Origin of the sequence: Sanguibacter suarezii NBRC 16159 (assembly GCF_001552735.1) — a bacterium.
In the GTDB taxonomy this organism is placed as follows: domain Bacteria; phylum Actinomycetota; class Actinomycetes; order Actinomycetales; family Cellulomonadaceae; genus Sanguibacter; species Sanguibacter suarezii.
Genome location: NZ_BCRT01000020.1, coordinates 70,345 through 95,330, shown reverse-complemented (window position 1 = coordinate 95,330; position 24,986 = coordinate 70,345). Strand labels below are relative to the sequence as shown.

Sequence of the window (24,986 nt, the reverse complement as noted above, 5' to 3'; positions counted from 1 at the left end):
GGCCGCCATGCAGCTGGGAGCAGATCACGTCCGCGTCCGGGTGCCTGCCACGAGCGCGAACCTGGGACCAGGCTTCGACGCGCTCGGGCTGGCCCTGGCGTACCACGACGTCCTCGAGGTCCGCGCCGTCGGCAGCTCCGAGGTCCGCGTCGACGTGACCGGCGAGGGCGCCGGCGAGGTGCCCGACGACGAGCGGCACCTCGTGGTGCGCGCCCTGCGGATCGCCCTCGACCACGTCGGCGCCCCGCGCACCGGCCTGCACCTGACATGCACCAACCGCATCCCGCACGGGCGGGGGATGGGGTCCTCCGCCGCTGCGGTGGTGGCTGGGCTGCTCGCCGCCCGGGAGCTCGTGGCTGACCCGTCCGGCCTGGACGACGCGACGATCCTCGCGCTGGCCACCGAGCTCGAAGGCCACCCGGACAACGCCGCACCGGCGATCTACGGCGGCGCGACGGTGGCCTGGAGCAGGGCTGGCGCCGGTCCGCAGGCGGCGCGGCTGCAGATCCACCCGGGCATCGAACCCACCCTCGTGGTGCCGACCACCCGGCTGGCCACCCGCGCGGCACGCGGGGTGCTGCCGGCGACGGTGCCGCACGCCGACGCGTCCTTCAACGCCGGCCGGTCCGCGCTGCTCGTCCACGCCCTGGCGCAGGAACCGGCGCTGCTCTTCGACGCGACCGAGGACAGGCTGCACCAGGAGTACCGCTCCGGCGTCATGGCGAGCACCTGGGAGCTGGTCCGCGGGCTGCGCGAGCAGGGCATCGCGGCGACCGTCTCGGGCGCAGGCCCCACGGTGCTCGCACTGCACCCGGTCGCCGACCGGGAGCGGGTCGCCGCCGCGGTCGACGATCTTGTCGGTGGGTCGCGGCGCTGGAGCGCGCTGCAGCCGGGCGTCGACTCCGTCGGGGCGGTCGCTGAACGACTGTGACGCGTGTGCTCAGACACGTGCAAATGCGCGGTAGGCACAGCCTGGTCGGGTGTTATAGTGGGGAAAGTTTCCCGCAGCTCCCGGCAGTCGCCGGGCGAGTGCGCCACTGAAATCACCGAGTCTCGCTCCACAGGTCATCTCCGTTGATGCAGATCATCTCTCGTTGATCATTCGAGGTCGTCGGAAGTCCAGATCTGCGCGGACGGTCGTGGTGGGTATCCAGTCGGCACCACAGGGGAAACAATCCGAACACGTGTCATCTCTCGTTGCGCCGTCCCGGCGTGACGTGTGTTCGTACTACGTACCGGCCGCCTCAGTGCCGGACGTCGACCGCACGCAGTCCGTCAGCCTTCGACGCGCGGACTGTGAACGAGGGGAAGGGTCCTTCGTGACTGAAACCATCGACGCCACCGCGAGCAGCAACGCTGCTGGTGGCTCTGCCCGTACCGGCGCGATCTCTGCGCTGCGACTGCCTGAGCTGCAGGCCCTGGCCTCTCAGCTCGGCGTGAAGGGCACGTCCAAGATGCGCAAGAGCGATCTTGTCGACGCCATCAAGGCGACGCAGGGCGGCGGCGCGAGCCGTCCCGCCAAGGCTTCCGAGCCTGCCTCTGCACCGACGACCTCGACGAAGTCCGCGTCCTCGCGCCCGGTTGCTGGGACGACCGAGCCGGCCGAGCCGACCAGGTCCCGAGAGGACGACGCCGCGGCGCGTGCCGCTCGGGCCGTCGCCTCCCTCGACGTGCCTGTGCGCGCCGACCGGATCCGTGCCGACCGCGCTGACGTGCGCCTGGCTGCCGGGGAGACCGCAGACGACCGCGCTGCTCGCGCAGCGGCCGCCGTCGTCGACGTGACGCTTCCCGACCGCCCGGTCCGCGAGCGTGGCTCGCGCCGCGCCGCCCGCGGAGCCGGCGCGCCGGTCGACGGCGCTCCCGCCACCCAGAGCTCTCGTGCGGCGTCCGACGACGCAGGTCGCACGAGCGCAGACGGCCAGCAGCGCGACGGTCAGCGTCAGAGCGACCAGCGTGACGGGCAGCAGCGTGACGGTCAGCGTCAGAACGACCAGCAGCGACAGGGCGGCCAGTCCCAGGGCGGACGCCAGCGCGGTGGCCAGAACGACCCGCAGCGCCAGCAGGGCGACGGCCAGCGTCAGCAGGCCGACGGTCAGCGTCAGAACGACCGCGGCAACGGCCCTGACCGCAGCGCGGGCTTCGAGGACGAGGAAGGCGGCGGCCGCCGCCGTCGCGGACGCGACCGGTTCCGCGACCGTGACCGTGACCGCAACACCAAGCGCGGGCGTACCCGTGGCGGTGCTGCGGACCTCGCCTTCGAGGAGATCGAGGTCCGCGAGGACGACGTGCTGCTCCCCGTGGCCGGCATCCTCGACATCCTCGACAGCTACGCCTTCGTCCGGACGTCGGGCTACCTGCCCGGTCAGAACGACGTCTACGTCTCCCTGAGCCAGGTCAAGAAGTCGGGCCTGCGGCGCGGAGACGCCATCACCGGTGCGGTGCGTCAGCCCCGCGAGGGCGACACGAGCGGCCAGGCGACCGCCGGTCGGTCGAAGTACAACGCGCTCATCCGTCTCGACTCGGTCAACGGCATGCCTCCGGAGGAGGCGCGCACGCGCCCCGACTTCGCCAAGCTCACGCCGCTGTACCCGCAGGAGCGTCTGCGCCTGGAGACCGGTGACCCGACGCGTCTGACGCCGCGAGTCATCGACATCGTCGCCCCGATCGGCAAGGGCCAGCGTGGCCTGATCGTCGCGCCGCCCAAGGCCGGCAAGACGATCATCATGCAGCAGATCGCCAACGCCATCACGATGAACAACCCTGAGGTCCACCTCATGGTCGTGCTCGTGGACGAGCGGCCTGAAGAGGTCACCGACATGGAGCGCACGGTCAAGGGCGAGGTCATCGCCTCGACCTTCGACCGCCCCGCCTCCGACCACACCATCGTCGCCGAGCTGGCGATCGAGCGGGCCAAGCGCCTGGTCGAGCTGGGCCAGGACGTCGTGGTGCTCCTCGACTCCCTCACCCGGTTGTCGCGGGCCTACAACCTGGCGGCTCCGGCCTCCGGGCGCATCCTCTCCGGTGGTGTGGACGCCTCGGCGCTCTACCCGCCCAAGCGGTTCTTCGGAGCGGCGCGCAACATCGAGAACGGTGGCTCGCTCACCATCCTCGCCTCCGCGCTGGTGGAGACCGGGTCCAAGATGGACGAGGTCATCTTCGAGGAGTTCAAGGGCACCGGGAACATGGAGCTGCGCCTGGCGCGCTCCCTCGCGGACAAGCGGATCTTCCCGGCTGTGGACGTCAACGCCTCGGGTACGCGCCGCGAAGAGATCCTCATGGGCCAGGACGAGCTGCGGGTCATCTACAAGCTGCGCCGCGTCATGGGTGCGCTCGACCAGCAGCAGGCGATCGAGCTGCTGCTCGGCAAGCTCAAGGACACCAAGTCCAACGCCGAGTTCCTCATGCAGGTGCAGAAGACGACCCCTGCGGGGCCGTCCGACGAGCACGCGGGTCGCACCATCTGACCCTGAGCACCACTGAGCACCACTGAGCACCACTGAGCACGACTGCTGAACCACCGTGCCCACCGACGAGCGACGGCCGGGAAGATTTTTCTCCCGGCCGTTGTTCTGAGACAATAACCCGTTGGCTTCTGGTTCACGTGGACGGTTGGCGTCTACGACCCAGGGGTATATCTCAAGGAGAAACCTGTGAAGGCTGGAATTCACCCCGAGTACGTCGAGACCACGGTCACCTGCACCTGCGGCAACTCGTTCGTCACGCGCAGCACCCAGACCTCGGGCGTCATCTCGTCCGACGTCTGCAGCGCCTGCCACCCGTTCTACACGGGCAAGCAGAAGATCCTCGACACCGGTGGCCGCGTGGCTCGGTTCGAGGCTCGTTACGGCAAGAAGTAGCGACTCCACAGCGCCGGTGGCACCCGGCGTCGGCAACCTCTCCAGGGGCAGTCGACGCGGGTGCCGCCGGCGCTGTTGTCTTACCCGGACGACCCACCGCACCACCCACGCAGCACCAGCGAGGAACCGACCCCGATGAACGAGTCTTTTGCAGCGGCCGAGCCGCTCCTGGCTGAGCACGCGGAGATCGAGCAGCAGCTCTCCGAGCCGTCCGTGCACGCCGACGCCGCGCGCGCCCGCACCCTGGGCCGGCGCTACGCCGAGCTGGGTCAGGTCGTCGCCGCCTACCGTGCGTGGCACGCCGCGACCGAGGACGCCGCCGCCGCCGCCGAGCTCGCCGCCGAGGACGCCTCCTTCGCCCAGGAGCTGCCCGCCCTGAACGAGGCCGCCACGGCCGCCGCGGAGAAGCTGCGCCGGGTGCTCATCCCGCGTGACCCCGACGACGGGCGCGACGTCATCCTCGAGATCAAGGCGGGGGAGGGCGGGGAAGAGTCCGCGCTCTTCGCCGGAGACCTGCTGCGGATGTACCTGCGCTACGCCGAGCGACGCGGCTGGAAGACCGAGGTCATCGGTGCGACCGAGTCCGACCTGGGCGGGTACAAGGACGTCCAGGTCGCGATCAAGGCCAAGGGCACCGTGGCGCCGGAGGACGGGGCATGGGCCAACCTCAAGTACGAGGGTGGCGTGCACCGCGTCCAGCGCGTGCCGGTGACCGAGTCTCAGGGCCGCATCCACACCTCTGCCGCCGGGGTGCTCGTCTTCCCCGAGGTCGAGGACGCCGGCGAGCTCGAGATCGACCAGAACGACCTGCGCATCGACGTCTACCGGTCCTCCGGGCCGGGCGGGCAGTCCGTCAACACGACCGACTCCGCGGTCCGCATCACCCACGTGCCCACCGGCATCGTGGTGTCGATGCAGAACGAGAAGTCGCAGCTGCAGAACCGCGAGCAGGCCATGCGCGTGCTGCGGGCCCGGCTGCTGGCAGCCCGCCAGGAGGAAGAGGCCGCCGCAGCCAACGACATCCGCCGCTCGCAGGTGCGCACGGTCGACCGCTCTGAGCGCATCCGCACCTACAACTACCCCGAGAACCGCATCGCCGACCACCGCACCGGGTACAAGGCCTACAACCTCGACCAGGTGCTCGACGGCGACCTCGAGCCCGTGGTCCGGTCCGCGATCGAGGCCGACGAGGCCGCTCGGCTGGCCGCTGCCGGCAGCTGATCGTGACGGACGTGCACGGACCTGTCGATGCCCGGCAGCTGCTGCGGTGGGCGAGCGCCGAGCTCGCCTCCGCCGGCGTCGACTCCCCGCGGGTGGACGCCGAGCTGCTGCTCGCCCACGTGTGCGGGGTGAGCCGGTCAGAGCTGACCCACGCGCTGCTGCTCGGGCGTGACGTGCTGGGCTCCCCAGCCGCGGGCTCGCCGGTGGGGGAGGGCGCCCCGCAGGCGCGCTTCCGCGCGCTGGTGGCCCGCCGCGCCGCTCGCGAGCCGCTGCAGCACCTCACCGGCTCCGCCCCCTTCCGTCACCTCGAGCTCGCCGTGGGACCGGGCGTCTTCGTCCCGCGCCCTGAGACCGAGGTCGTGGCCCAGGTCGCGATCGACGAGGCGCACCGCGTCGCGGCCGAGCGCGGGAAGGCCGTCGTGGTGGACCTGTGCACCGGCTCCGGGGCCATCGCCCTGGCCGTGCACACCGAGGTCGCCGGTGCCCAGGTGCACGCCGTCGAGCTCGACGCGGACGCCCACACCTGGGCCGAGCACAACGTCGCGGCGCACCCCGACGCCACCGGTGCCCGCGTCACCCTCGTGCGCGGCGACGCCCGCCGCTCCTTCACCGACCTCGACGGCACCTGCGACGTCGTCGTCTCGAACCCGCCGTACGTGCCGCCGGACGCGGTGCCCAAGGACGTCGAGGTCGCCCGGCACGACCCCGCCGTCGCGCTCTACGGGCTGGGTCCGGACGGCCTCGAGGTGCCCCGCGGGGTCACCCGCGCCGCAGCCCGGCTGCTCGTGGCGGGCGGGCTCTACGTCATGGAGCACGCCGAGGTGCAGGACGCCGCAGCCCGCGCCATGGTCGACGCCACCGGCCTCTTCGACCCCGCCGAGACCCGGTCTGACCTCACCGGACGCCCCCGCATGGTCGTGGCTCGTCGAAACGGGTCGCCGATCGTGGAAGACTCATCCTCGTGAGTACGTCCGCGATCCGTCCTGCCCACGACCCGTCCCAGTGGGGTCCCGCCATCGACGAGGCTGTGCACGTCGTCCAGCGCGGCGGCCTCGTGGTGCTGCCGACCGACACCGTCTACGGCATCGGAGCCGACGCCTTCGACCCCGACGCGGTCGCAGCGCTGCTCGCGGCCAAGGGCCGCGGCCGCCAGATGCCACCCCCCGTGCTCGTGGGGTCCCTCGCCACCCTGGACGGCCTGGCCACCGACGTGCCCGACGCCGCCCGCGCCCTCGCCACCCACTTCTGGCCCGGCGCTCTCACCCTCATCCTCACCGCTCAGCCGTCGCTGGCCTGGGACCTGGGGGAGACCTTCGGGACCGTCGCGCTGCGCATGCCCGACCACCCCACCGCCCTGGCGCTGCTCGCCCGCACCGGTCCGATGGCCGTCTCCAGCGCGAACCGCACCGGGTCGCCCGCCGCGGTGACCGCCCAGGACGCCTACGACCAGCTCGGCGCCTCGGTCCGGGTCTACCTCGACGCCGGCGACGCACCCGGGGGCGTGGCCTCCACCATCGTCGACGCGACCGGTCCCGTGCTGCGCGTGGTGCGCGCCGGGGCCATCTCCCTCGCCGAGCTCAACGCCGTCGCCCCCGTCGAGGAGGTGCCCGTCGAGCCGGTGCCCGCCGAGGCTGTGCCCGCCGATAGCCCGGGCGAGGCAGAGCCCGAGACCGTCGCGGGGGACCAGCCCGCTGACCCGTCGTCCGAGCCGTCCACCGCGACGTCGCCAGAGCGCGGGGACACTCCCGGGTGAGGGTCTATCTCCTGGTCATGCTCGTCGCGGCGGCGGTGACGTTCCTGCTCACGCCCTTCGCCCGATGGCTGGCCATCCGCACAGGCGCGGTGACCGCGGTCCGTGCGCGTGACGTGCACACCATCCCCACCCCCCGCCTCGGCGGGGTGGCGATGCTCGCGGGGCTCGCCGCGGCGCTGCTCTTCGCCGCCCAGATGCCCTTCCTCGAAGGAGTCTTCGAGGCCTCGGACACCGCGTGGGTGATCCTGGGCGGGGGAGCGATGGTCTGCCTGCTCGGGGTGGCCGACGACATCTGGGACCTCGACTGGATGACCAAGCTCGTCGGGCAGGTCCTGGCAGCGGGGTTCATGGCGTGGCAGGGGGTCCAGCTCATCACCATCCCCATCGGCGGGCTGACCATCGGCTCCAGCCGGCTCTCGCTCATCGCCACCGTGCTCGTGGTGGTCGTGGCGATGAACGCGGTGAACTTCGTCGACGGGCTCGACGGTCTCGCCGCGGGCATGGTCGCGATCGGAGGCACCGGCTTCTTCGTCTACACCTACCTGCTCACCCAGTCCGCGAGCCCGACCGACTACTCCAACCTCGCCACCGTGATCGTCTCGGCGCTGGTGGGGGCGTGCCTGGGGTTCTTGCCGCACAACTTCCACCCCTCGAAGATCTTCATGGGGGACTCCGGGTCGATGCTCATCGGGTTGACCTTCGCCGCAGCGGCGATCGTGGTCACCGGGCAGATCGACCCCTCCCAGGCCTCCGGCGGCCAGTCGATCCCCGCGTTCCTGCCGATCCTGCTGCCGATGGCGGTGCTGCTGCTGCCGCTGCTGGACATGGGCCTGGCGGTGGTGCGCCGACTGCTGGCCGGCAAGTCCCCGTTCCACCCTGACCGCATGCACCTGCACCACCGCCTGCTCCAGCTGGGCCACTCCCACCCGCGTGCGGTGATCATCATGTACCTGTGGAGCGCGGTGTTCTCCTTCGGCGCGGCCGCCCTCGTCGTGGCGCCGTGGCGCACGGTGGTCACCGGCCTCGCGATCGCCGTCGTCGTCTCGATCGCCCTCACCCTCGGCCCGCTGCGCGGGCGCGCCGCGCGTACCGACGCGATCCACCCTGCAGGACCGACCACCCAAGGAAAGGCTCCATGAGCGCCCACGACTCACCCGCCCCCGACGCACCCCAGACCGCGCAGATCCCGGTCGTGCCGCCGCACGTGACCAAGGAGATCTTTGCCTCCGCGCTGCGCGCCACCCTGATCATGCTCGTCGTGCTCACCGTCGTCGGCATCGGGGTCGGCGCGCTGGTGGCCGGCTCGGCGGGAGTGTGGGGGGCGCTGCTCGGCGTGGGGGTCACGCTCATCTTCTCCGGCACGACCATCGCCTCGATGCTCTACACCGCGGACAAGGGTCCCAACACCACCATGGCAGTGCTGCTCGGTGGGTGGATCGCCAAGATGGCCGTGCTCATCATCGTGCTGGCCGTCCTGGGGCAGATGGACTTCTACCACCGCATGGTCTTCGCGGTGATCGTCCTGGTCGGTGTCATCGGCTCGGCGGCGCTGGACATGCGTTCGGTCATCCGTGGCCGCGAGCCCTACATCACCACCGGTGAGGGCGCTCAGGACGCCCCTCGCTGACCCTGCGGGACGGCCGCAGAGCCACCGCTGGATGGCCCGGAACGCGGCTGTTCGGGCGGGAATTTCTCCGTGAGATGCCGTCACCAGCACCACTGGCGGTGGGTTAAGATTCTAACGATCCATGACGGACAGGTTTGCCTTGTGCGCACACGCGAAGTTGCCCGCGCCACACAGACCACGACGACCGGGAGCTTCCTCTGTCCACCTTAGCGACGATTACGCAGCTCGCCGCCTCCGGTGAGGACGGTGGATTCCATCCCCCGTCAATCTCCGAGTTCTTCCCGACGGCAATCTTCTTCAACGGCACGATCTTCGAGTTCAACCGCATCATGCTGGTGCGAGTCATCGCGGCCGTCGTGCTCATCGTGCTGTTCGTGCTCGCCGCCCGCCGGGCCAAGCTGGTCCCCGGGCGTGCTCAGAACGTTGCCGAGATGGCCCTGGACTTCGTCCGGGTCCAGATCGCCGACGAGATCTTGGGGCACAACTCGCGCAAGTACCTGGCGATGCTCACCACGATCTTCTTCGCGATCCTCGCCTTCAACATCACGGGCATCATCCCGCTCCTCAACATCGCGGGCACCTCGCTCTTCGGGCTGCCGATGCTGCTCGCGCTCTGGGTGTACGTCGTCTACCTCGCCTCAGGCGTGAAGAAGTTCGGCGTCGGGGGCTACCTCAAGAACAGCCTCTTCCCGCCGGGCGTGCCCTGGTTCCTCTACATCCTCATCACCCCGATCGAGATCCTCCAGGTCTTCGTGTTCCGCCCGGTGACGCTCGCACTGCGTCTCACCGCGAACATGATCGCCGGTCACCTCCTTCTGGTCCTCTGCTTCTCGGCGACGAACTTCTTCTTCGTCGAGGCGACCGGTGCGCTCAAGGCGATGGGTGTTGTCTCCCTCGCTGCCGGCCTCGGTTTCACGCTCTTCGAGCTGCTCGTCGCCGCGCTGCAGGCATACGTGTTCACGCTGCTCGCCGCCGTCTACATCTCGATGGCGATCGAGGAAGAGCACTGACGCGAGGCGTCCGCTCCACCAGCACCACCGCAGCACAACCCGAAACTTTCCCCGCGTAGCACGTCCAACATGACGCCCCGACGGGGCGCCCAACGGAAGGAACACCCCAGTGGACACCACCACCACTCTCGCCGAGCTCACCGGTAACATCGCCACGGTCGGTTACGGTCTCGCAACGCTCGGCCCGGGTATCGGTCTGGGTATCCTCATCGGCAAGACCGTCGAGGGCATGGCTCGCCAGCCTGAGGTCGCCGGTCAGCTCCGTACCACCATGTTCATCGGTGTCGCCTTCGTCGAGCTCCTGGCTCTCCTGGGCATCGTCGCAGGCTTCCTGTTCTGATGAGCGCCCTCAATGCCGCCGGGGCCATCCTGGCTGCGTCGGGGAGCGAAGAGGTCAAGGGCATCGACCTGTTCCTGCCCGCCGCGTACGACATCATCTGGTCCGCGGTCGTCCTGATCCCGGTCGCCTGGATGTTCTACAAGCTCGTCCTGCCCAAGTTCACCGAGATCCTCGACGAGCGCACGGCAAAGATCGAGGGCGGGCTGAGCAAGGCCGCGACGATGCAGGCCGAGGCTGACGCACTGCTGGCCGAGTACAAGGCTCAGCTGACCGAGGCTCGTACCGAGGCTGCGCGGATCCGTGAGGACGCGCGTGCCGAGGGCGCCGCGATCGTCGCCGAGGCCCGCTCCAAGGCCACCGAGGAGTCCGCTCGCATCTTCGAGACGGCTCAGCGTCAGATCGAGGCCGAGCGTCAGGCCGCAGCGGTCTCGCTGCGGGGCGACGTCGGCGCGCTCGCGACCGAGCTCGCCTCCAAGATCGTCGGGGAGTCCCTCGAGGACGCCGCGCGCCAGTCACGCGTCGTCGACCGTTTCCTCGATGAGCTCGAGGCTTCGGCACTGACGACCGCACAAAAGGGGAAGTGATGCGAGGGACCAGCCTGGCGTCTCTCCACGCGGCCCAGGACCGGCTCGAGCCGGTCCTGGCAGCTGCCGGGGAGCAGGCCCACACCATCGGCGACCAGCTGTTCGCCGTGGTCGACGCTCTCGACGCCTCGACGGCGCTGCGCCGGTCTCTTGCGGACCCGTCACGTCCGGCCCAGGACAAGGCTGAGCTCGCACGAGCCCTCCTGTCCCCGAGCTTCGACCCTCGCACCGTCGAGATCGTCGAAGGTCTGGCCCGTTCGCGATGGTCCTCCGAGAAGGACCTTGCCGACGCCGCCGACGTCCTGGGCATCGATGCCTACCTGGCATCGGCTCAGGCACGCGGCGCGTTGGAGACCGTCGAGTCCGAGCTTTTCCAGATCACCCGTGGTCTCGTGGGGCAGCGTGAGGTCCGTCAGGCCCTCTCCGACTCCTCGACGGACCCGGCACGCCGGATCGCACTCGTCGACGACATCCTCGTCGGCAAGGTGGACCCGGTGACCATCGCGATCTGCCGCCGGGCGACCGGCATCCCGCGGGGGGAGCGTTTCGTTCCCGCACTCGTGCGGGTCGGTGAGATCGCTGCAGCGCGGCGACACCGCATCGTGGCCTCGGTGACCTCGGGCACCGAGCTCAGCCAGGCACAGCTGGACCGCCTCGCGGGCCTGCTGGAGTCGGCCTACGGCTCGGCAGTCCAGATCGACCTGACCGTCAACCCGGAGGTTGTCGGCGGTCTGCGCATCCAGATCGGCTCGGACGTGGTCGACTCCACGGTGCTGAGCCGCCTGGCAGATGCACGGCGGCGGCTCGCAGGTTGAGCCCCTCCCGCTTCGCACCGCCGGATCCGTCCGGTTCCACAGACATGAAAGTTCGACCGCACATGCGGCCACGACAGGAGACAAGCAATGGCTGAGCTGACGATCCGGCCCGAGGAGATTCGGGCCGCGCTGGACAGCTTCGTGAAGTCCTACACGCCTGAGACCGTCGTCACCGAAGAGGTTGGCCGGGTTGTCCTGGCCGGTGACGGTATCGCTCAGGTGGAAGGTCTTCCGGGCGCAATGGCCAACGAGCTGTTGCGATTCGAAGATGGCACGCTGGGCCTCGCGCTGAACCTCGACGTGCGCCTCATCGGTGTCGTCGTCCTCGGTGAGTTCACCGGCATCGAAGAGGGCCAGCTCGTGCGCCGCACGGGCGAGGTCCTCTCCGTCGGCATCGGTGACGCCTACCTCGGTCGCGTCGTCGACCCGCTGGGCGCCCCGATCGACGGTCTCGGCGAGATCGTCACCACCGGACGCCGCGCTCTCGAGCTGCAGGCGCCGGGCGTCATGGACCGCAAGTCCGTGCACGAGCCGCTGCAGACCGGCCTCAAGGCGATCGACGCGATGATCCCGATCGGGCGCGGACAGCGTCAGCTCATCATCGGTGACCGCCAGACCGGCAAGACGGCGATCGCGATCGACACGATCATCAACCAGAAGGCGAACTGGGAGACCGGCGACCCCACGAAGCAGGTCCGCTGCATCTACGTCGCGATCGGCCAGAAGGGCTCGACCATCGCCGGCGTGCGTGGCGCTCTCGAAGAGGCTGGCGCGCTGGAGTACACGACCATCGTCGCGGCCCCGGCCTCCGACCCGGCCGGCTTCAAGTACATCGCTCCCTACACTGGCTCGGCCATCGGTCAGCACTGGATGTACGAGGGCAAGCACGTCCTGATCATCTTCGACGACCTGTCCAAGCAGGCCGAGGCCTACCGCAGCGTCTCGCTGCTGCTGCGTCGCCCGCCGGGCCGCGAGGCTTACCCTGGTGACGTCTTCTACCTGCACTCCCGTCTGCTCGAGCGTTGTGCCAAGCTCTCCGACGAGCTCGGTGCGGGCTCGATGACCGGTCTGCCGATCATCGAGACGAAGGCGAACGACGTGTCGGCGTACATCCCGACCAACGTCATCTCCATCACCGACGGTCAGATCTTCCTCCAGTCCGACCTCTTCAACGCTGACCAGCGTCCCGCGGTCGACGTGGGTATCTCGGTCTCCCGTGTCGGTGGTTCGGCGCAGATCAAGGCCATGAAGAAGGTCTCGGGCACGTTGAAGCTCGACCTGGCCCAGTTCCGCTCCCTCGAGGCCTTCGCGATGTTCGCCTCTGACCTGGACGCGGCCTCCCGTGCCCAGCTCAACCGTGGTGCGCGTCTGCTCGAGCTGCTCAAGCAGGCTCAGTACAGCCCGTACCCGGTCGAGGACCAGGTCGCCTCGATCTGGGCCGGCACCAAGGGCAAGCTCGACGACGTGCCCCTCGAGGACGTGCGCCGCTTCGAGACCGAGCTCATCGACCACCTGCGCCGCAACTCCGACGTGCTCACCACGATCGCCACGAGCGGCAAGCTCGAGGACGCGACCGAGGCGGCTCTCGAGGCCGGCGTCGAAGAGTTCCGCAACGGCTTCCTCAAGGGCGACGGTTCTCCGCTCGTCGGAGACGCCGAAGCACCGGTCGACGACGCAGCGCCTGTCGAGCAGGAGCAGATCGTCCGTCAGAAGAAGGCCTGACCTGTGGCAGGTAACCAGCGCGTCTACAAGGAGCGGATCAAGTCGACGCAGTCGCTGAAGAAGATGTTCCGTGCTCAGGAACTCATCGCAGCGTCTCGCATCGGCAAGGCCCGCGCCCGTGTCACAGCGGCTCTGCCGTACGCCAACGCCATCACCCGCGCCGTCTCGGCGGTGTCCCTGCACTCGGACGTCAAGCACCCGCTGACGTCCGAGCGCACGGGGCGCAACCGGGTCGCCGTCCTCGTCGTCGCCTCCGACCGAGGCATGGCGGGGGCCTACGCGGCCAGCGCCATCCGCGAGGCGGAGGGTCTCATCACGCGGCTCACGGAGCAGGGCAAGGAGGTGGCTCTCTACGTCAGCGGACGTCGGGCGCTCGCCTACTACCAGTTCCGCGGTCGTGAGATCGCCGGATCATGGACCGGCAGCTCGGACTCGCCCGACGCCGTCGAGGCCGAGGAGATCGCCGACACCCTGCTGGCAGCCTTCCTCCACGACGACGACTCCGTCGGCGTGGGCGAGCTGCACATCGTGTACACGCAGTTCGTGAACATGGTGACCCAGCGTCCCCGGGTGATCCGGATGCTCCCCCTCGAGATCGTCGACGGGGTCGTCCCCGCCGACGAGGTCGAGGTCCTGCCGCTCTACGACTTCGAGCCCTCACCCGACGCGGTGCTCGACGCTCTGCTCCCGCGGTACGTGCGCAGCCGCATCTTCAGCTGCTTGCTTCAGGCGGCGGCCTCTGAGCTCGCCTCGCGTCAGCGGGCGATGCACACGGCCACCGAGAACGCCGAGGACCTCATCCGCATGTACACGCGCCTGGCCAACCAGGCACGTCAGGGCGAGATCACCCAGGAGATCAGCGAGATCGTCTCGGGCGCTGACGCGCTTGCGGCCTCCTGATCGGCGCATGATGACTGAGAGCAGCAGCGCCATCGTCACAGCACCATCACTCAGCACAGTCCCTGCCGGAGCTCCCTCCGGCCCAGCGAAGCGAGGCCAGTAATGACCGCCACGTCCGTCGAAGCCACGGCCGGCTCCCAGGCCGGACCCGGCGTGGGCCGTGTGGCCCGCGTCATCGGTCCCGTCGTCGACATCGAGTTCCCGGCCGATGCCATCCCCGAGATGTACAACGCGCTCACGGTGGAGATCGACCTCTCCGCCCAGGGCGAGGGAGAGGGTGACGGCACCTTCGTGCTGACCCTCGAGGTCGCTCAGCACCTGGGTGACTCCCTCATCCGCGCGATCGCCCTGAAGCCGACCGACGGTCTGGTCCGTGGCGCTGTCGTCACCGACACCGGTGCCCCGATCAGCGTCCCGGTCGGTGACGTCACCAAGGGTCACGTCTTCGACGTGACCGGCAAGATCCTCAACGCCAAGCCCGGCGAGCAGATCGAGATCACCGAGCGCTGGCCGATCCACCGCAAGCCCCCGGCCTTCGACCAGCTCGAGTCCAAGACCACCATGTTCGAGACCGGCATCAAGGTCATCGACCTGCTCACCCCGTACGTCCAGGGTGGAAAGATCGGTCTCTTCGGTGGTGCTGGTGTGGGTAAGACCGTCCTCATCCAGGAGATGATCTACCGTGTGGCCAACAACCACAACGGTGTGTCCGTCTTCGCTGGTGTCGGCGAGCGTACCCGTGAGGGCAACGACCTCATCGAGGAGATGACCGACTCGGGCGTCATCAAGCAGACCGCGTTGGTCTTCGGCCAGATGGACGAGCCGCCAGGCACGCGTCTTCGCGTCGCCCTGTCGGCCCTGACGATGGCGGAGTACTTCCGCGACGTCCAGAAGCAGGACGTGCTGTTGTTCATCGACAACATCTTCCGCTTCACCCAGGCCGGTTCCGAGGTCTCCACGCTCCTGGGCCGCATGCCCTCGGCGGTCGGCTACCAGCCGAACCTCGCTGACGAGATGGGTCTCCTCCAGGAGCGCATCACGTCCACGCGTGGACACTCGATCACCTCGCTGCAGGCGATCTACGTCCCCGCTGACGACTACACCGACCCGGCTCCGGCGACGACCTTCGCCCACCTGGACGCCACGACCGAGCTGTCCCGTGAGATCGCCTCACGTGGTCTGTACCCGGCCGTGGACCCGCTCGCGTCGTCCTCGCGCATCCTCGACCCGCGCTACGTGGGCCAGAAGCACTACGACACCGCCACGCGCGTCAAGCAGATCCTCCAGCGCAACAAGGAGCTGCAGGACATCATCGCGATCCTCGGCGTCGACGAGCTCTCCGAAGAGGACAAGACGGTCGTCTCGCGCGCCCGCCGCATCCAGCAGTTCCTCTCGCAGAACACGTACATGGCCGAGCAGTTCACGTCTGTCCCGGGCTCCACGGTGCCCGTGGCCGAGACCATCGAGGCCTTCTCGATGATCGCGGACGGCGACTTCGACCACATGTCTGAGCAGGCCTTCTTCAACATCGGTGGCCTCGAAGACCTCGAGCGCAACTGGGCACGGATCCAGAAGGAGTACGGCGTCTGACGCTGTCCGTCCCCCTGGCTCCACCTCAACGATCACAGGAGTAGCACGTGGCACAGATTGAAGTTGACCTCGTCGCGGCCGACCGAAAGGTCTGGTCGGGCAGCGCGAGGCTGGTCAGTGCGCCGGCCGCCGACGGCGACGTCGGGATCTTGCCCGGTCACGCGCCGCTGCTGGCGGTCCTGCGCAAGGGACGCGTCACGATCCACGCGACCAGCGGGTCTGACGTGACCGTTGCCGTCTCGGGTGGGTTCATCTCGGTCGACAACGACGCGGTCACCCTCGTCGTCGACTCGGCCGAGCTCGACGTCGCGATCGCGCCCTCGGCGCGCTGACCGGCGAGCGGTACTGACGAAGTCGTGGGAATCCTGGTCTGGCTACCGGTAGGGCTGCTGTTCGCAGTCGTGCTGCTGGTCGGCCTGGGATTCTCACGACTTCGCACGTTGGCCCACCGTGTGGGCTCTTTCGAGTCCCGTCTGCGATTCACGACGGACTCGGCGACCGGTGGACCCTGGCGCTCCGGCTTCGGGGTCTACCAGGCCGACCGGATGGTGTGGTGGCAGTCCCGGTCCTTGTCGGTCCGCCCACGGTACGAGTGGAGCCGCGACCTGTTCACCGTGACCGGGCGCGTGCCGCTCGACCACGCCGGTCGCCCCGACCTCTACCTGGTGCAGTGCCGGCACGACCAGGAGAGCTTCGACCTGACGATGTCCCCGGACGCCTACTCGGGCCTGGCCTCCTGGCTGGAGTCCGCGCCACCGAGCACCCGTCATCTCGTGGTGTGATGGAGGCCCCCGACGTCGCCCAGCGGCGCCGATGAACGAAGTCTTCTCGAGGAGCTGTCTGTGCGTCTTGTTGTTGCCCGGTGCTCGGCCCACTACACGGGTCGGCTCGCAGCCCACCTCCCTCTCGCGACCCGGTTGCTCGTGGTCAAGGCGGACGGCAGCGTGCTGCTGCACTCCGACGGCGGGTCCTACAAGCCGCTGAACTGGATGAGCCCGCCCTGCTCGATGGCGGTCACCGCCCCCGACGCCGAGGCGGTTGCTCGTGGGGTCAGCGAGGTGTGGGCGGTCCAGCACGCCAAGAGCGACGACCGCCTGGAGATCGAGCTGCACGAGATCATCCACGACTCCTCGCACTCCCTGGGGATCGACCCCGGGCTCATCAAGGAGGGCGTCGAGGCCCACCTGCAGGCGATGCTCGCGGACCAGATCGAGCTCGTCGGCGCCGGGCACACCCTGGTGCGCCGGGAGTACCCCACGGCGATCGGCCCGGTGGACATCCTCGCCCGGGACAGCACGGGGGCAACGGTGGCCATCGAGATCAAGCGTCGCGGTGACATCGACGGCGTCGAGCAGCTGACCCGTTACCTCGAGCTGCTCAACCGCGACCCGCTGCTCGCCCCGGTCCGCGGGGTGTACGCGGCCCAGGAGATCAAGCCTCAGGCCCGGGTGCTGGCGACCGACCGGGGCATCACCTGCCTCGTGCTCGACTACGACGCCATGCGCGGGGTCGACAACGTGGACGCCCGCCTGTTCTAGGCGCCCACGACCGCCGGTCCTAGCGGAAGGTCAGGGTGGACAGCCGGGCCGCCCCGGTCAGCCGGATCCGCAGAGGTCCCGGTCCCCAGCTGCCGACCAGGAGCGGCACCACCGTGTCGTGCCAGTCGTAGCGCCCACCACCGGAGCAGACCTCGAGCCGCGCGGCGCGGGCGCCGTCGCTGCATTCCAGCCCCACGGTCGCCACACCGGGCCGGAGCCGGGCTGTGCGCAGCACGATCTCCTGGACGCCGGTGAAGTCGAGGTCGGCAAGCTCGATCCACCCGGTGTGGCATCCCGGCGCGACCTGGATCGCGTCCCCGTAGAGCTGGGTCTCCTCGGCGATCACCGTGTGCTCGGCCCGGTCAAAGTCCGCCGCCCGCAGCGACGCGCCCAGGGCCACGAAGGGCTCGGTGACGCGGCCGGTCACCTCCAGGACGGCGTGCTGGGGAAGGTCCGCGCTGGACGGGCCCGCGCTGACCCGGTAGTCGCCGGGGGCCACCCGGAGCCGGTTCGCTCGGACGTCCCACGTGGCCAGGGTCTGCGGGTCGACGTCGATGCTCACCTGGGCGCTCTGGCCGGGGGCGAGCGTGACCCGGGCATGACCGGCCAGGCGCCGCAGCGGGGTGCCGGCGAGGTGGAGGGCCGCGGTGTAGACCTGGACGAGCTCGTGGGCCGCGCGTTCGCCTGAGTTCGTCACCGTGACGGTGGCGGTGACGGTGGTGACCGGGTTGGCCGGGGACCCGGCTCGCCCGGCCTCGGTGAGCAGCTCTGCGGCGTCGACCACGCTGGTCGAGAGGGTCAGGCCGGAGTAGTCCACGGTCGAGTAGGTGAGCCCGTGACCGAAGGCGTAGAGCGGTGCGTGCGGGCTGTACCAGTAGGTCGAGCGCGCGGCGACGATGTCGTAGTCGAGCACGTCCCCGGCGTGCGCCTGGTCGGCGACCCAGGTCTGGGCGAGCCGTCCGGTGGGCTCGACGTCTCCGACGAGGACTTCGGTGAGCCCGGGACCGAGCTCCTGACCGGCGTGGCAGCTCCAGAGGACAGCGCTGGCCTGGTCGGCGATGGCGCCCAGGGTGTAGGGGTAGCTCGAGATGATGGCGAGCACCGACCGGTCGTTGGCCTCGTGGGCGGCCCGCCACACCGCCTGGGCGCCGGCGGGCAGGTCGAGGCCGGGCCGGTCCTCGGTCTCGCGACCGTTGATGTGCGGGTCGTTGCCGACCGCCACGACGACGACGTCTGCGGCTGCGGCGGCTCGGGCCACCTCGGCCACCCCGGAGACGAGGGTGCGCACCTCGAAGCGTTCGGCCGCGGCCACCGAGGTCGCCTCGGCGACGACCATCCCGGACTCGGACTGCACGCGCAGCCACCGGCAGGAGGCGATGTGCTTGAGCGACCAGCTCGCGTCGTCGTGGCGGTGCAGGCGGAAGGTCTCCTGGGCCACCCACCCGCCGACGCGGCTCGCGTCGGCGCTGAGGATCCACGACGCTCCGCTCACGAGCTGGCCGGTGGCCACCGAGCGCAGGGTCAGCACTCCCTCGCCCCAGTCGGTCACGTCGAGCTGCGCGGCCTCGGAGCAGTCTGGGGAGGATGCCAGCAGGACGGTGGGCGCGTCGGGGGAGGCGTGCTCACCGGTCGAGGAGCCGCTCAGGCCGGCGTCGGAGCCGGGGACCGCGCTGCCCTCGGAGACCGCGACGTAGTGCCCGGTGCTCCGGGACCACAGGCCCACCCGGTCGGCGCCGTCGACGATCTCGACCAGGGATCCGGGCAGGCGGTCGGTGAGCGCCTGCCCCAGCCCGGTCAGGTACGGGGGAGTCCCGGAGTACCAGTCGTGCAGGACCCGGTTCGCGAGCGGACCGACGACCGCGATCCGGGCCGGTGCGCCGTCGTGGTCCCCAGCCAGCGGCAGCAGCCCGTCGTTGGCGAGGACGACGACCCCGCGTGCGGTCGCCTCACGGGCGAGGGCACGGTGGCCGGGCAGGTCGACGGCGTCCGCGCCGATGTGGGCGTAGGGGTCGGTCTCCACGTCGAACTCCCCGGTGCGCAGGCGCAGCTCGAGCAGCCGGACCACGGCGCGGTCGAGGTCTGCCTCGACGATCAGACCAGCCTCGAGGGCGGCGGTCAGGCGCTGCGTGGTGGGCTCGGCGTCGGCGTCGTTGTCGGTGAAGGAGTCGACGCCGGCGCGCAGCGAGGCGGCGTGGGAGGCGGCGTGCGTGGAGAAGTAGCGCTCGGACTCCACGAGGTTGGTCGGTGCGGCGGCGTCGGAGACGACGAGCAGGGACTGCTCGGTCCAGCTGCGCAGCTCCTCGAGCAGCTCGTGGGCCACGTGGTTGGGGCGACCGTTGACGAGGTTGTAGGAGGGCATGACCGCTCCGATCACCCCGGCCTGGACGGGACCGCGGTAGGCGGGCAGCTCGTACTCGTGCAGCACCCGGGGGCGCATCTGCGAGGACGTCACCGACCGGTCGATCTCGTTGTTGTAGGCGAGGTAGTGCTTGAGGGTGGGCACCGTCTTCCAGAAGACCGGGTGCTCCCCGCGCAGGCCGCGGGCGTAGGCGGTGGCGATCTGGGCGGTCAGGCACGGGTCCTCGGAGAAGCCCTCCTCGTTGCGTCCCCACAGGGGGTTGCGCAACGGGTTGACGACCGGCGCCCAGACGTTGAGGCTCACGGTCGGGTCATCGGCGTGCTTGGCCCGGACCTCGGTGGCCACGGCGTCGCCGACCCGCTGGACGAGGTCGGTGTCCCAGGTCGCGGCCAGGCCCACCGGCTGCGGGAAGACGGTGGCGGTCCCCAGCCAGGAGACCCCGTGCAGGGCCTCGGTGCCGGTGCGGAATGCCTTGATGCCCAGGCGCTCCACGCCGGGGCTCACCTGGTGCACGAGGGCGAGCTTCTCAGCGAGGCTCAGCTGGGCGACGAGTGCACGCGCCCGGTGGGCGAAGGTGCTCTGTCCTGTCTGCGGCTGGACGACGGTGTCTGCCTGGAGTCCCACGATATGTGTCCTTCGGTCGAGGTGAACCACAGGCTAACGCTCGAAACGGTTCGATGACTAGTGGTTCAGCGATGTGCGATGGCGGCGGCGACAACAGTGAGAAAAATCGTGTTGGTCGCGTTCCCACCGATCTCTTGTCACCCGCAATGATCTGTCGTAGAGTCCGTTTCGTCGAATCGCTTCGACGGCGTAGTCGAATCCTGAGCACGCTGACGTGCTGCGGAACCCACAAAGGAGTGAAGGACGCCCCATGAAGACCAGCCCAGAACGTCAACGGCTCATGCAAGCCCCGATCAACCGCCGATCCTTCCTCGGCATGCTCGCGGCCGGTGCCGCCGTCATCGGCGTCCCGTCGCTGCTCAGCGCGTGCGGGGACTCCGGCGCCGCGACCGGACCCGCCAACCCGGGCGGGGTCGCGACCACGACGTCTCACCTGCCGAGCTTCATCCCGATCGACTACGTCGAGCCGGACTTCCCGAGCGTCAACGGCTCCACCCCCGGCTTCACCTCGATCCCCACCGAGCTCAAGCAGTCCGTCGCCGCGCCTCCCGGCAAGGGGTCGACCTTCACGGCCATGACGCCGCTGTGGGGGACCCCGCCGCCCACCTCGGGCAACCAGTACTACGCCGCGGTCAACGCGCTCCTCGGCTCGACGCTGAACTTCCAGATCGCAGACGGCAACGACTACGGCACCGTCCTGGCCACGGCGCTGGCCGCCCCCAAGGACCTGCCCGACTGGGTGAGCGTGCCGAGCTGGAACATGCCGCCGCGCTTCGGCAGCGAGATCGTCCCCAACGTCTTCCAGGACCTCACGCCGTACATCGCCGGCGACAAGGTGAAGAAGTGGCCCAACCTGGCCAACATCCCCACCTCCGCCTGGAGCTACTCGAGCTTTGACGGCAAGGTCTACGGTCTGCCCTTCCCGACCGGCGTGATCAATGACTCGATCTTCTACCGCGACGACATCCTCACGGGACTGGGGATCACCCCCGACGTCAAGAACGCCCAGGACCTCCTCGACCTCATGGTCGAGGTCACCGACCCGAGCAAGGGTCAGTACGGCGCCCACGACATGTGGGTGACCTCGACGATCATCCACTCCGTCGTCCCCAAGTGGACTGTCGACGACGCGGGCAAGCTCGTCCACCGGATGGAGACGCCGGAGTATCGCGCGGCCCTGGAGTGGAACGCAGCGGTCTTCGCCTCCGGCGCGGTGCACCCCGACGTGGACAGTGCCTGGGGCAAGCAGCTCTTCTGGGACGGCAACGTCCTCATCATCAACGACGGCATCGGCTCGTGGCACGAGAACCTCGGGACCATGCTCGGCACCAACCCGACCTGGTCGCAGAAGCCCTTGGAGCCCTTCGGCGCGGACGGCAAGGATCCCGTCTACTACAAGAACTCGCCGGTCTCGATCTTCTCCTTCCTCAAGAAGAGCGACGATGAGGCGAAGATCACCGAGCTGCTCGACATCGCCAACGTCCTGGCAGCCCCCTTCGGCACGACCGAGTTCGACCTCATCTCCAACGGCGTCGAGGGCGTGCACTTCACCCGGGGCGACGACGGGCTGCCGGTCCGCACCGACCTCGCGGCCACGGAGATCCAGCCGACCTACATGTTCCTCGTCGACGGACCTGAGGTGAACGCCCGGGTGCAGTATCCCGGCTTCGTCGAGGCGTCCTCGACCTTCGCCCAGAAGGCCGCAGGGTTCGCCGTCGCTCCGCTGTTCTGGGGTGTGCAGATCTCCGAGCCGGACCAGTACGCCTCTCTGAGCACGCCCTTCGACGACCTCGAGAAGGACATCTCCCGCGGGCGCAAGTCGCTCAAGGACCTTGATGCCGCCGTCGCCACCTGGAAGTCAGCCGGTGGCGAGGAGCTGCGAAAGTTCTACCAGGAGATCTTGGACGCCTCGTGAGCCTAGGAACCGCTGCGCGGGAGGCCGATCCGGCTCCCGCTGCGACCCCCGGTGGCGCAGGCGTCACGCCTGCGCCCCCGGCGGTGCGCAGAATCTCGCTGCTCACGCGGTTCAAGCGGGACAAGTCGATGCTCATCATGACTCTGCCCGCTGTGCTGCTGCTCGTGGTGTTCGCCTACATCCCCATGGCGGGCAACATCATCGCCTGGCAGAGGTTCTCTCCCTACACCGGGTTCTTGCACAGCCCGTGGGTGGGGTGGGACAACTTCGCCCGGGTCTTCTCCAACCCCGACTTCATCAACGCGGTCCAGAACACGCTGACCATCACGGTCTTCCAGCTGGTCTTCTACTTCCCGGTGCCCATCGTGCTGGCGCTGCTGCTCAACTCGGTCCTCAGCCCCCGGCTCAAGACGAGCATCCAGGCGATCGTCTACCTGCCGCACTTCTTCTCCTGGGTCCTGGTCATCACGATCTTCCAGCAGATGTTCGGTGGAGCAGGGCTCATCTCCCAGGTGCTGCGTGCCGCCGGCCGTGAACCGCTCGCGATCATGACTGACCCGAGCACCTTCCTGCTGCTCATCACGTCCCAGTCCATCTGGAAGGACGCCGGCTGGGGGATCATCATCTTCCTCGCCGCCCTGAGCACGGTGGACCCGGCCCAGTACGAGGCGGCCGCGGTCGACGGCGCAGGGCGCTGGCGCCGCATGTGGCACATCACGCTGCCGGCCATGCGGCCGGTGGTGATCCTGCTGCTCATCCTGCGCCTGGGGGACTCTCTGTCGGTCGGCTTCGAGCAGCTCTACCTCCAGCGGGACGCGATCGGCGCGGCCACCACGGAGGTCATCGACACCTACGTCTACTTCCAAGGTGTTCAGTACGGCGACTGGGGCTTCGCCGCCGCAGCCGGCCTCATGAAGGGCGTGGTCAGCCTCGCCCTCGTGCTGGGTGCCAACAAGCTCGCGCACGTCTTCGGTGAAGCAGGAGTGTACAAGCGATCATGACCACCACGAGTGAAGTCGTCCGGCCGCTCGACGCCGCCTCCGACGTCCCGCCGGTCAAGAGACCACGCAAGTCCAAGCACCGCGCCTCCTGGGAGGAGCCGGCCACCCCGGTCGGGCTCTTCTTCAAGGGGGTCGCGCTGACCATCGTCGCCGGAGCGGTGCTCATCCCGCTGTACTCGATCATCCTCACCTCCATCTCGTCCAAGACGACGATCTCGGAGGCCGGCGGGATGGTCTTCGTCCCCGGGGAGATCACCTTCGAGGCGTACTCCCAGCTCATCAGCGGTGGAGTGGTGGGCCGCGCAGCCCTGGTGAGCGTGGGGATCACGGTGGTGGGCACGCTCATCTCCACCATCGTCTCGGCGATGGCCGCCTACGGGCTCTCGCGCCCCAACACGCTGTGGCACCGCCCGATCTTGTTCATCTTTCTCATCACGATGTTCTTCGGGGCCGGCCTGATCCCGACCTACCTGTGGATCAGCAACCTCGGTCTGATCAACAGCTACTGGGCGCTCATCCTGCCTGGGGCGGTCTCGGCCTTCAACGTGCTCATCATGCGCAACTTCTTCATGGGGATCGACGCCGGGATCACCGAGGCTGCCCGGATCGACGGCGCGAGCGACTATCGCATCCTCGGTCAGATCGTCATGCCGATCTCCCGGGCGGTGACCGCGGTGATCGCCCTGTTCTACGGCGTCGGGTACTGGAACGCGTTCTTCAACGCGGTGCTCTACATCCGTGACACGGAGAAGTGGCCCTTGCAGATGGTGCTGCGGTCCTACGTCCTGCAGGGGCAGCCCATCCCGGGCTCCGCGGGGACGTCGGTCGACGCTGCCACCGGAGACATCGCGAGCCTGGCGGTGAAGATGGCGGTCATGGTGCTCGCCCTGATCCCGGTGGTCATCGTCTACCCCTTCGTGCAGCGCAACTTCACCAAGGGCGTCATCTTCGGGGCGATCAAGGGCTGAGGGCCCGCCTGCCCGCCGCTCAGCGCGGCGGGCGGGTGCTGCCTCGCTCGACCACGTGCGGGGTGAGCAACCGGGTCTCGGCCGGCTGGTCGTGGTCCAGACGGGCCATGGTCATCTCGACCGCGACCCGACCGATGGTGTGTGCCGGCAGGTCGATCGAGGTCAAGGGGACCGGCTGGGCGTCGGCGACGTCCGCGGGGCACACAGCCAGCACCGAGACGTTCTCGGGAGTACTGCATCCACGCTCGCGCAGCGCAGCGACGACATAAGGGAGGGCGACCTCGTTGTGGACGATCACCGCAGTGACATCAGGCATGTCGGTCAGCAGCCGGTCGACGGCCTCGACCGCACCGGTCTGGGAGGACTCGCACGAGACGTGCACGGCGTCGACGTCGAGCTCGGCCACCGCGCTGCGGAAGCCGCGCAGCAGCCGCTCGGCGTAGCTCGTGTGCCGTTCCAGGACGGCCGCGGGGGACCCGATGAGCCCGATCTTGGTGTGACCCAGCCCAGCCAGGTGGCTCACCGCGAGGTGACCCGCGCCGTCGAAGTCCAGGTCCACGCAGCTCAGGCCCTGAGGTTGGCGCGGCAGGCCGATGAGGATGGTCGGCTGGCGCAGCCCGGCCAGCACCGGGATGCGCGGGTCCTCGGCCTCGATGTCCATGACCACGAGGGCGTCGACCATGGACCCGCTGGCCACCCGGTCCAGGCCGGCCGCGTCGTCCTGGGTGAGCAGCAGCACGTCGTAGTCGAAGGACCGGGCGCTGGTCACCACGCCGGTGACGAACTGCATGATGACGTTGACGTTGACGTCCACGCGCAGCGGAGCCATGAGCGCGATGACGTTGGTGCGGTTGGAGGCGAGGGCCCGGGCACCGGCGTGCGGACGGTAGCCCAGGTCACGGATGGCCTTCTCCACCCGCAGGCGGGTGGGCGCCGAGATCGGTCGCTTGCCGCTCAGGACGTAGGAGACCGTCGAGGTGGAGACGCCTGCCGAGCGTGCGACATCGTCGATCGTGGCCACTGGAGGCTCCCTGGTCGTGCGGGCGGAGGACGTGCGGGAGGCCGGTCCGGGCGGGGTGCCTGGGCGCGGCCGTCGGTGCTGGTGCTCAGCCTAGAGCGTCCGTCCCGGCCGACGGAAGCGATTCGACTACGGATGGCCGAC

General features: G+C 69.3%; 23 protein-coding genes. 21 read left to right on the top strand and 2 right to left on the bottom strand.

Annotated elements, in window-relative coordinates:
* Positions 1–7: 7 nt before the first annotated feature.
* The 18 genes from thrB (at position 8) to nucS (ending at position 16,957) form a co-directional block, all read left to right on the top strand.
* The gene (gene thrB, locus SS2_RS13370) at positions 8–931 is read left to right on the top strand and encodes a homoserine kinase (protein ID WP_066464960.1); all 924 of its coding nucleotides are present in this window, start codon (positions 8–10) and stop codon (positions 929–931) included.
* A 388-nt stretch (positions 932–1,319) separates the two neighbouring features.
* Positions 1,320–3,464 (top strand): transcription termination factor Rho, encoded by a 2,145-nt coding sequence (gene rho / locus SS2_RS13365; protein WP_066464959.1) that lies wholly within the window; start codon positions 1,320–1,322, stop codon positions 3,462–3,464.
* A 186-nt stretch (positions 3,465–3,650) separates the two neighbouring features.
* The gene (gene rpmE / locus SS2_RS13360; protein ID WP_066464958.1) at positions 3,651–3,857 is read left to right on the top strand and encodes a 50S ribosomal protein L31; all 207 of its coding nucleotides are present in this window, start codon (positions 3,651–3,653) and stop codon (positions 3,855–3,857) included.
* Positions 3,858–3,992: 135 nt separating this feature from the next.
* Positions 3,993–5,078: a peptide chain release factor 1 gene (gene prfA / locus SS2_RS13355; protein ID WP_066464957.1), complete on the top strand. Its 1,086-nt coding sequence runs from the start codon at positions 3,993–3,995 to the stop codon at positions 5,076–5,078.
* A 2-nt stretch (positions 5,079–5,080) separates the two neighbouring features.
* Positions 5,081–6,043, top strand: coding sequence for a peptide chain release factor N(5)-glutamine methyltransferase (gene prmC / locus SS2_RS13350; protein ID WP_439646315.1), 963 nt, complete (start codon positions 5,081–5,083; stop codon positions 6,041–6,043).
* Positions 6,040–6,831 (top strand): L-threonylcarbamoyladenylate synthase, encoded by a 792-nt coding sequence (locus SS2_RS13345; RefSeq protein ID WP_066464956.1) that lies wholly within the window; start codon positions 6,040–6,042, stop codon positions 6,829–6,831. The genes prmC and SS2_RS13345 overlap by 4 nt, the downstream gene beginning before the upstream one ends.
* Entirely contained in the window at positions 6,828–7,970 is a 1,143-nt protein-coding gene (locus SS2_RS13340) for a glycosyltransferase family 4 protein (protein WP_066464955.1), read from the top strand. Before SS2_RS13345 ends, SS2_RS13340 begins: the two co-directional genes overlap by 4 nt.
* Entirely contained in the window at positions 7,967–8,458 is a 492-nt protein-coding gene (locus SS2_RS13335; RefSeq protein ID WP_066464953.1) for a Cg1360 family ATP-synthase-associated protein, read from the top strand. The genes SS2_RS13340 and SS2_RS13335 overlap by 4 nt, the downstream gene beginning before the upstream one ends.
* Positions 8,459–8,655: 197 nt before the next feature.
* Positions 8,656–9,468 (top strand): F0F1 ATP synthase subunit A, encoded by an 813-nt coding sequence (gene atpB / locus SS2_RS13330; RefSeq protein ID WP_066465005.1) that lies wholly within the window; start codon positions 8,656–8,658, stop codon positions 9,466–9,468.
* A gap of 109 nt (positions 9,469–9,577) precedes the next feature.
* Entirely contained in the window at positions 9,578–9,808 is a 231-nt protein-coding gene (locus SS2_RS13325) for an ATP synthase F0 subunit C (protein WP_066464947.1), read from the top strand.
* A complete protein-coding gene (locus SS2_RS13320; protein ID WP_066464946.1) occupies positions 9,808–10,392 on the top strand; it encodes a F0F1 ATP synthase subunit B in 585 nt (194 codons plus the stop codon). The genes SS2_RS13325 and SS2_RS13320 overlap by 1 nt, the downstream gene beginning before the upstream one ends.
* The gene (locus tag SS2_RS13315; protein ID WP_066464945.1) at positions 10,392–11,207 is read left to right on the top strand and encodes a F0F1 ATP synthase subunit delta; all 816 of its coding nucleotides are present in this window, start codon (positions 10,392–10,394) and stop codon (positions 11,205–11,207) included. The genes SS2_RS13320 and SS2_RS13315 overlap by 1 nt, the downstream gene beginning before the upstream one ends.
* An 87-nt stretch (positions 11,208–11,294) precedes the next feature.
* Positions 11,295–12,929 carry a F0F1 ATP synthase subunit alpha gene (gene atpA, locus SS2_RS13310; protein WP_066464944.1) on the top strand — a complete coding sequence of 545 codons (1,635 nt, stop codon included), beginning with the start codon at positions 11,295–11,297 and terminating at the stop codon, positions 12,927–12,929.
* Positions 12,930–12,932: 3 nt separating this feature from the next.
* The gene (locus SS2_RS13305) at positions 12,933–13,829 is read left to right on the top strand and encodes a F0F1 ATP synthase subunit gamma (RefSeq protein ID WP_066464943.1); all 897 of its coding nucleotides are present in this window, start codon (positions 12,933–12,935) and stop codon (positions 13,827–13,829) included.
* 102 nt (positions 13,830–13,931) lie between these two features.
* Positions 13,932–15,419: a F0F1 ATP synthase subunit beta gene (gene atpD / locus SS2_RS13300; protein WP_066464942.1), complete on the top strand. Its 1,488-nt coding sequence runs from the start codon at positions 13,932–13,934 to the stop codon at positions 15,417–15,419.
* A 47-nt stretch (positions 15,420–15,466) separates the two neighbouring features.
* Positions 15,467–15,751: a F0F1 ATP synthase subunit epsilon gene (locus SS2_RS13295; RefSeq protein WP_066464941.1), complete on the top strand. Its 285-nt coding sequence runs from the start codon at positions 15,467–15,469 to the stop codon at positions 15,749–15,751.
* A gap of 24 nt (positions 15,752–15,775) precedes the next feature.
* Positions 15,776–16,201 (top strand): DUF2550 domain-containing protein, encoded by a 426-nt coding sequence (locus SS2_RS13290; RefSeq protein WP_066464940.1) that lies wholly within the window; start codon positions 15,776–15,778, stop codon positions 16,199–16,201.
* Positions 16,202–16,261: 60 nt separating this feature from the next.
* Positions 16,262–16,957 (top strand): endonuclease NucS, encoded by a 696-nt coding sequence (nucS, locus tag SS2_RS13285; protein ID WP_066464939.1) that lies wholly within the window; start codon positions 16,262–16,264, stop codon positions 16,955–16,957.
* A gap of 19 nt (positions 16,958–16,976) precedes the next feature.
* Here nucS and SS2_RS13280 read toward each other — a convergent pair whose 3' ends face one another.
* Positions 16,977–19,940 carry a glycoside hydrolase family 3 C-terminal domain-containing protein gene (locus SS2_RS13280; RefSeq protein WP_066464937.1) on the bottom strand — a complete coding sequence of 988 codons (2,964 nt, stop codon included), beginning with the start codon at positions 19,938–19,940 and terminating at the stop codon, positions 16,977–16,979.
* 250 nt (positions 19,941–20,190) lie between these two features.
* On the opposite strand from SS2_RS13280, the gene SS2_RS13275 reads away from it, so the two are divergent.
* Genes SS2_RS13275 through SS2_RS13265 form a run of 3 tightly spaced genes read left to right on the top strand, consistent with a single transcriptional unit; the run spans position 20,191 to position 23,824 of the window.
* Positions 20,191–21,855 carry a type 2 periplasmic-binding domain-containing protein gene (locus SS2_RS13275; RefSeq protein WP_083942231.1) on the top strand — a complete coding sequence of 555 codons (1,665 nt, stop codon included), beginning with the start codon at positions 20,191–20,193 and terminating at the stop codon, positions 21,853–21,855.
* Positions 21,852–22,856, top strand: a complete 1,005-nt coding sequence (locus SS2_RS13270; RefSeq protein WP_066464935.1) for an ABC transporter permease — start codon at positions 21,852–21,854, stop codon at positions 22,854–22,856. The genes SS2_RS13275 and SS2_RS13270 overlap by 4 nt, the downstream gene beginning before the upstream one ends.
* The gene (locus SS2_RS13265; protein ID WP_066464933.1) at positions 22,853–23,824 is read left to right on the top strand and encodes a carbohydrate ABC transporter permease; all 972 of its coding nucleotides are present in this window, start codon (positions 22,853–22,855) and stop codon (positions 23,822–23,824) included. The genes SS2_RS13270 and SS2_RS13265 overlap by 4 nt, the downstream gene beginning before the upstream one ends.
* Positions 23,825–23,843: 19 nt before the next feature.
* On the opposite strand, the gene SS2_RS13260 is transcribed toward SS2_RS13265, so the two are convergent.
* Positions 23,844–24,845 carry a LacI family DNA-binding transcriptional regulator gene (locus tag SS2_RS13260; protein ID WP_066464931.1) on the bottom strand — a complete coding sequence of 334 codons (1,002 nt, stop codon included), beginning with the start codon at positions 24,843–24,845 and terminating at the stop codon, positions 23,844–23,846.
* Between the last annotated feature and the right edge of the window lie 141 nt (positions 24,846–24,986).

Bases quoted from the DNA above. Each gene is read 5' to 3' on its own strand.
- SS2_RS13275 (WP_083942231.1), top strand. From the start codon at position 20,191: ATGAAGACCAGCCCAGAACGTCAACGGCTCATGCAAGCCCCGATCAAC.
- thrB (WP_066464960.1), top strand. From the start codon at position 8: ATGCAGCTGGGAGCAGATCACGTCCGCGTCCGGGTGCCTGCCACGAGC.
- prfA (WP_066464957.1), top strand. From the start codon at position 3,993: ATGAACGAGTCTTTTGCAGCGGCCGAGCCGCTCCTGGCTGAGCACGCG.
- atpA (WP_066464944.1), top strand. From the start codon at position 11,295: ATGGCTGAGCTGACGATCCGGCCCGAGGAGATTCGGGCCGCGCTGGAC.
- SS2_RS13315 (WP_066464945.1), top strand. From the start codon at position 10,392: ATGCGAGGGACCAGCCTGGCGTCTCTCCACGCGGCCCAGGACCGGCTC.
- SS2_RS13265 (WP_066464933.1), top strand. From the start codon at position 22,853: ATGACCACCACGAGTGAAGTCGTCCGGCCGCTCGACGCCGCCTCCGAC.
- atpD (WP_066464942.1), top strand. From the start codon at position 13,932: ATGACCGCCACGTCCGTCGAAGCCACGGCCGGCTCCCAGGCCGGACCC.
- SS2_RS13335 (WP_066464953.1), top strand. From the start codon at position 7,967: ATGAGCGCCCACGACTCACCCGCCCCCGACGCACCCCAGACCGCGCAG.
- SS2_RS13320 (WP_066464946.1), top strand. From the start codon at position 9,808: ATGAGCGCCCTCAATGCCGCCGGGGCCATCCTGGCTGCGTCGGGGAGC.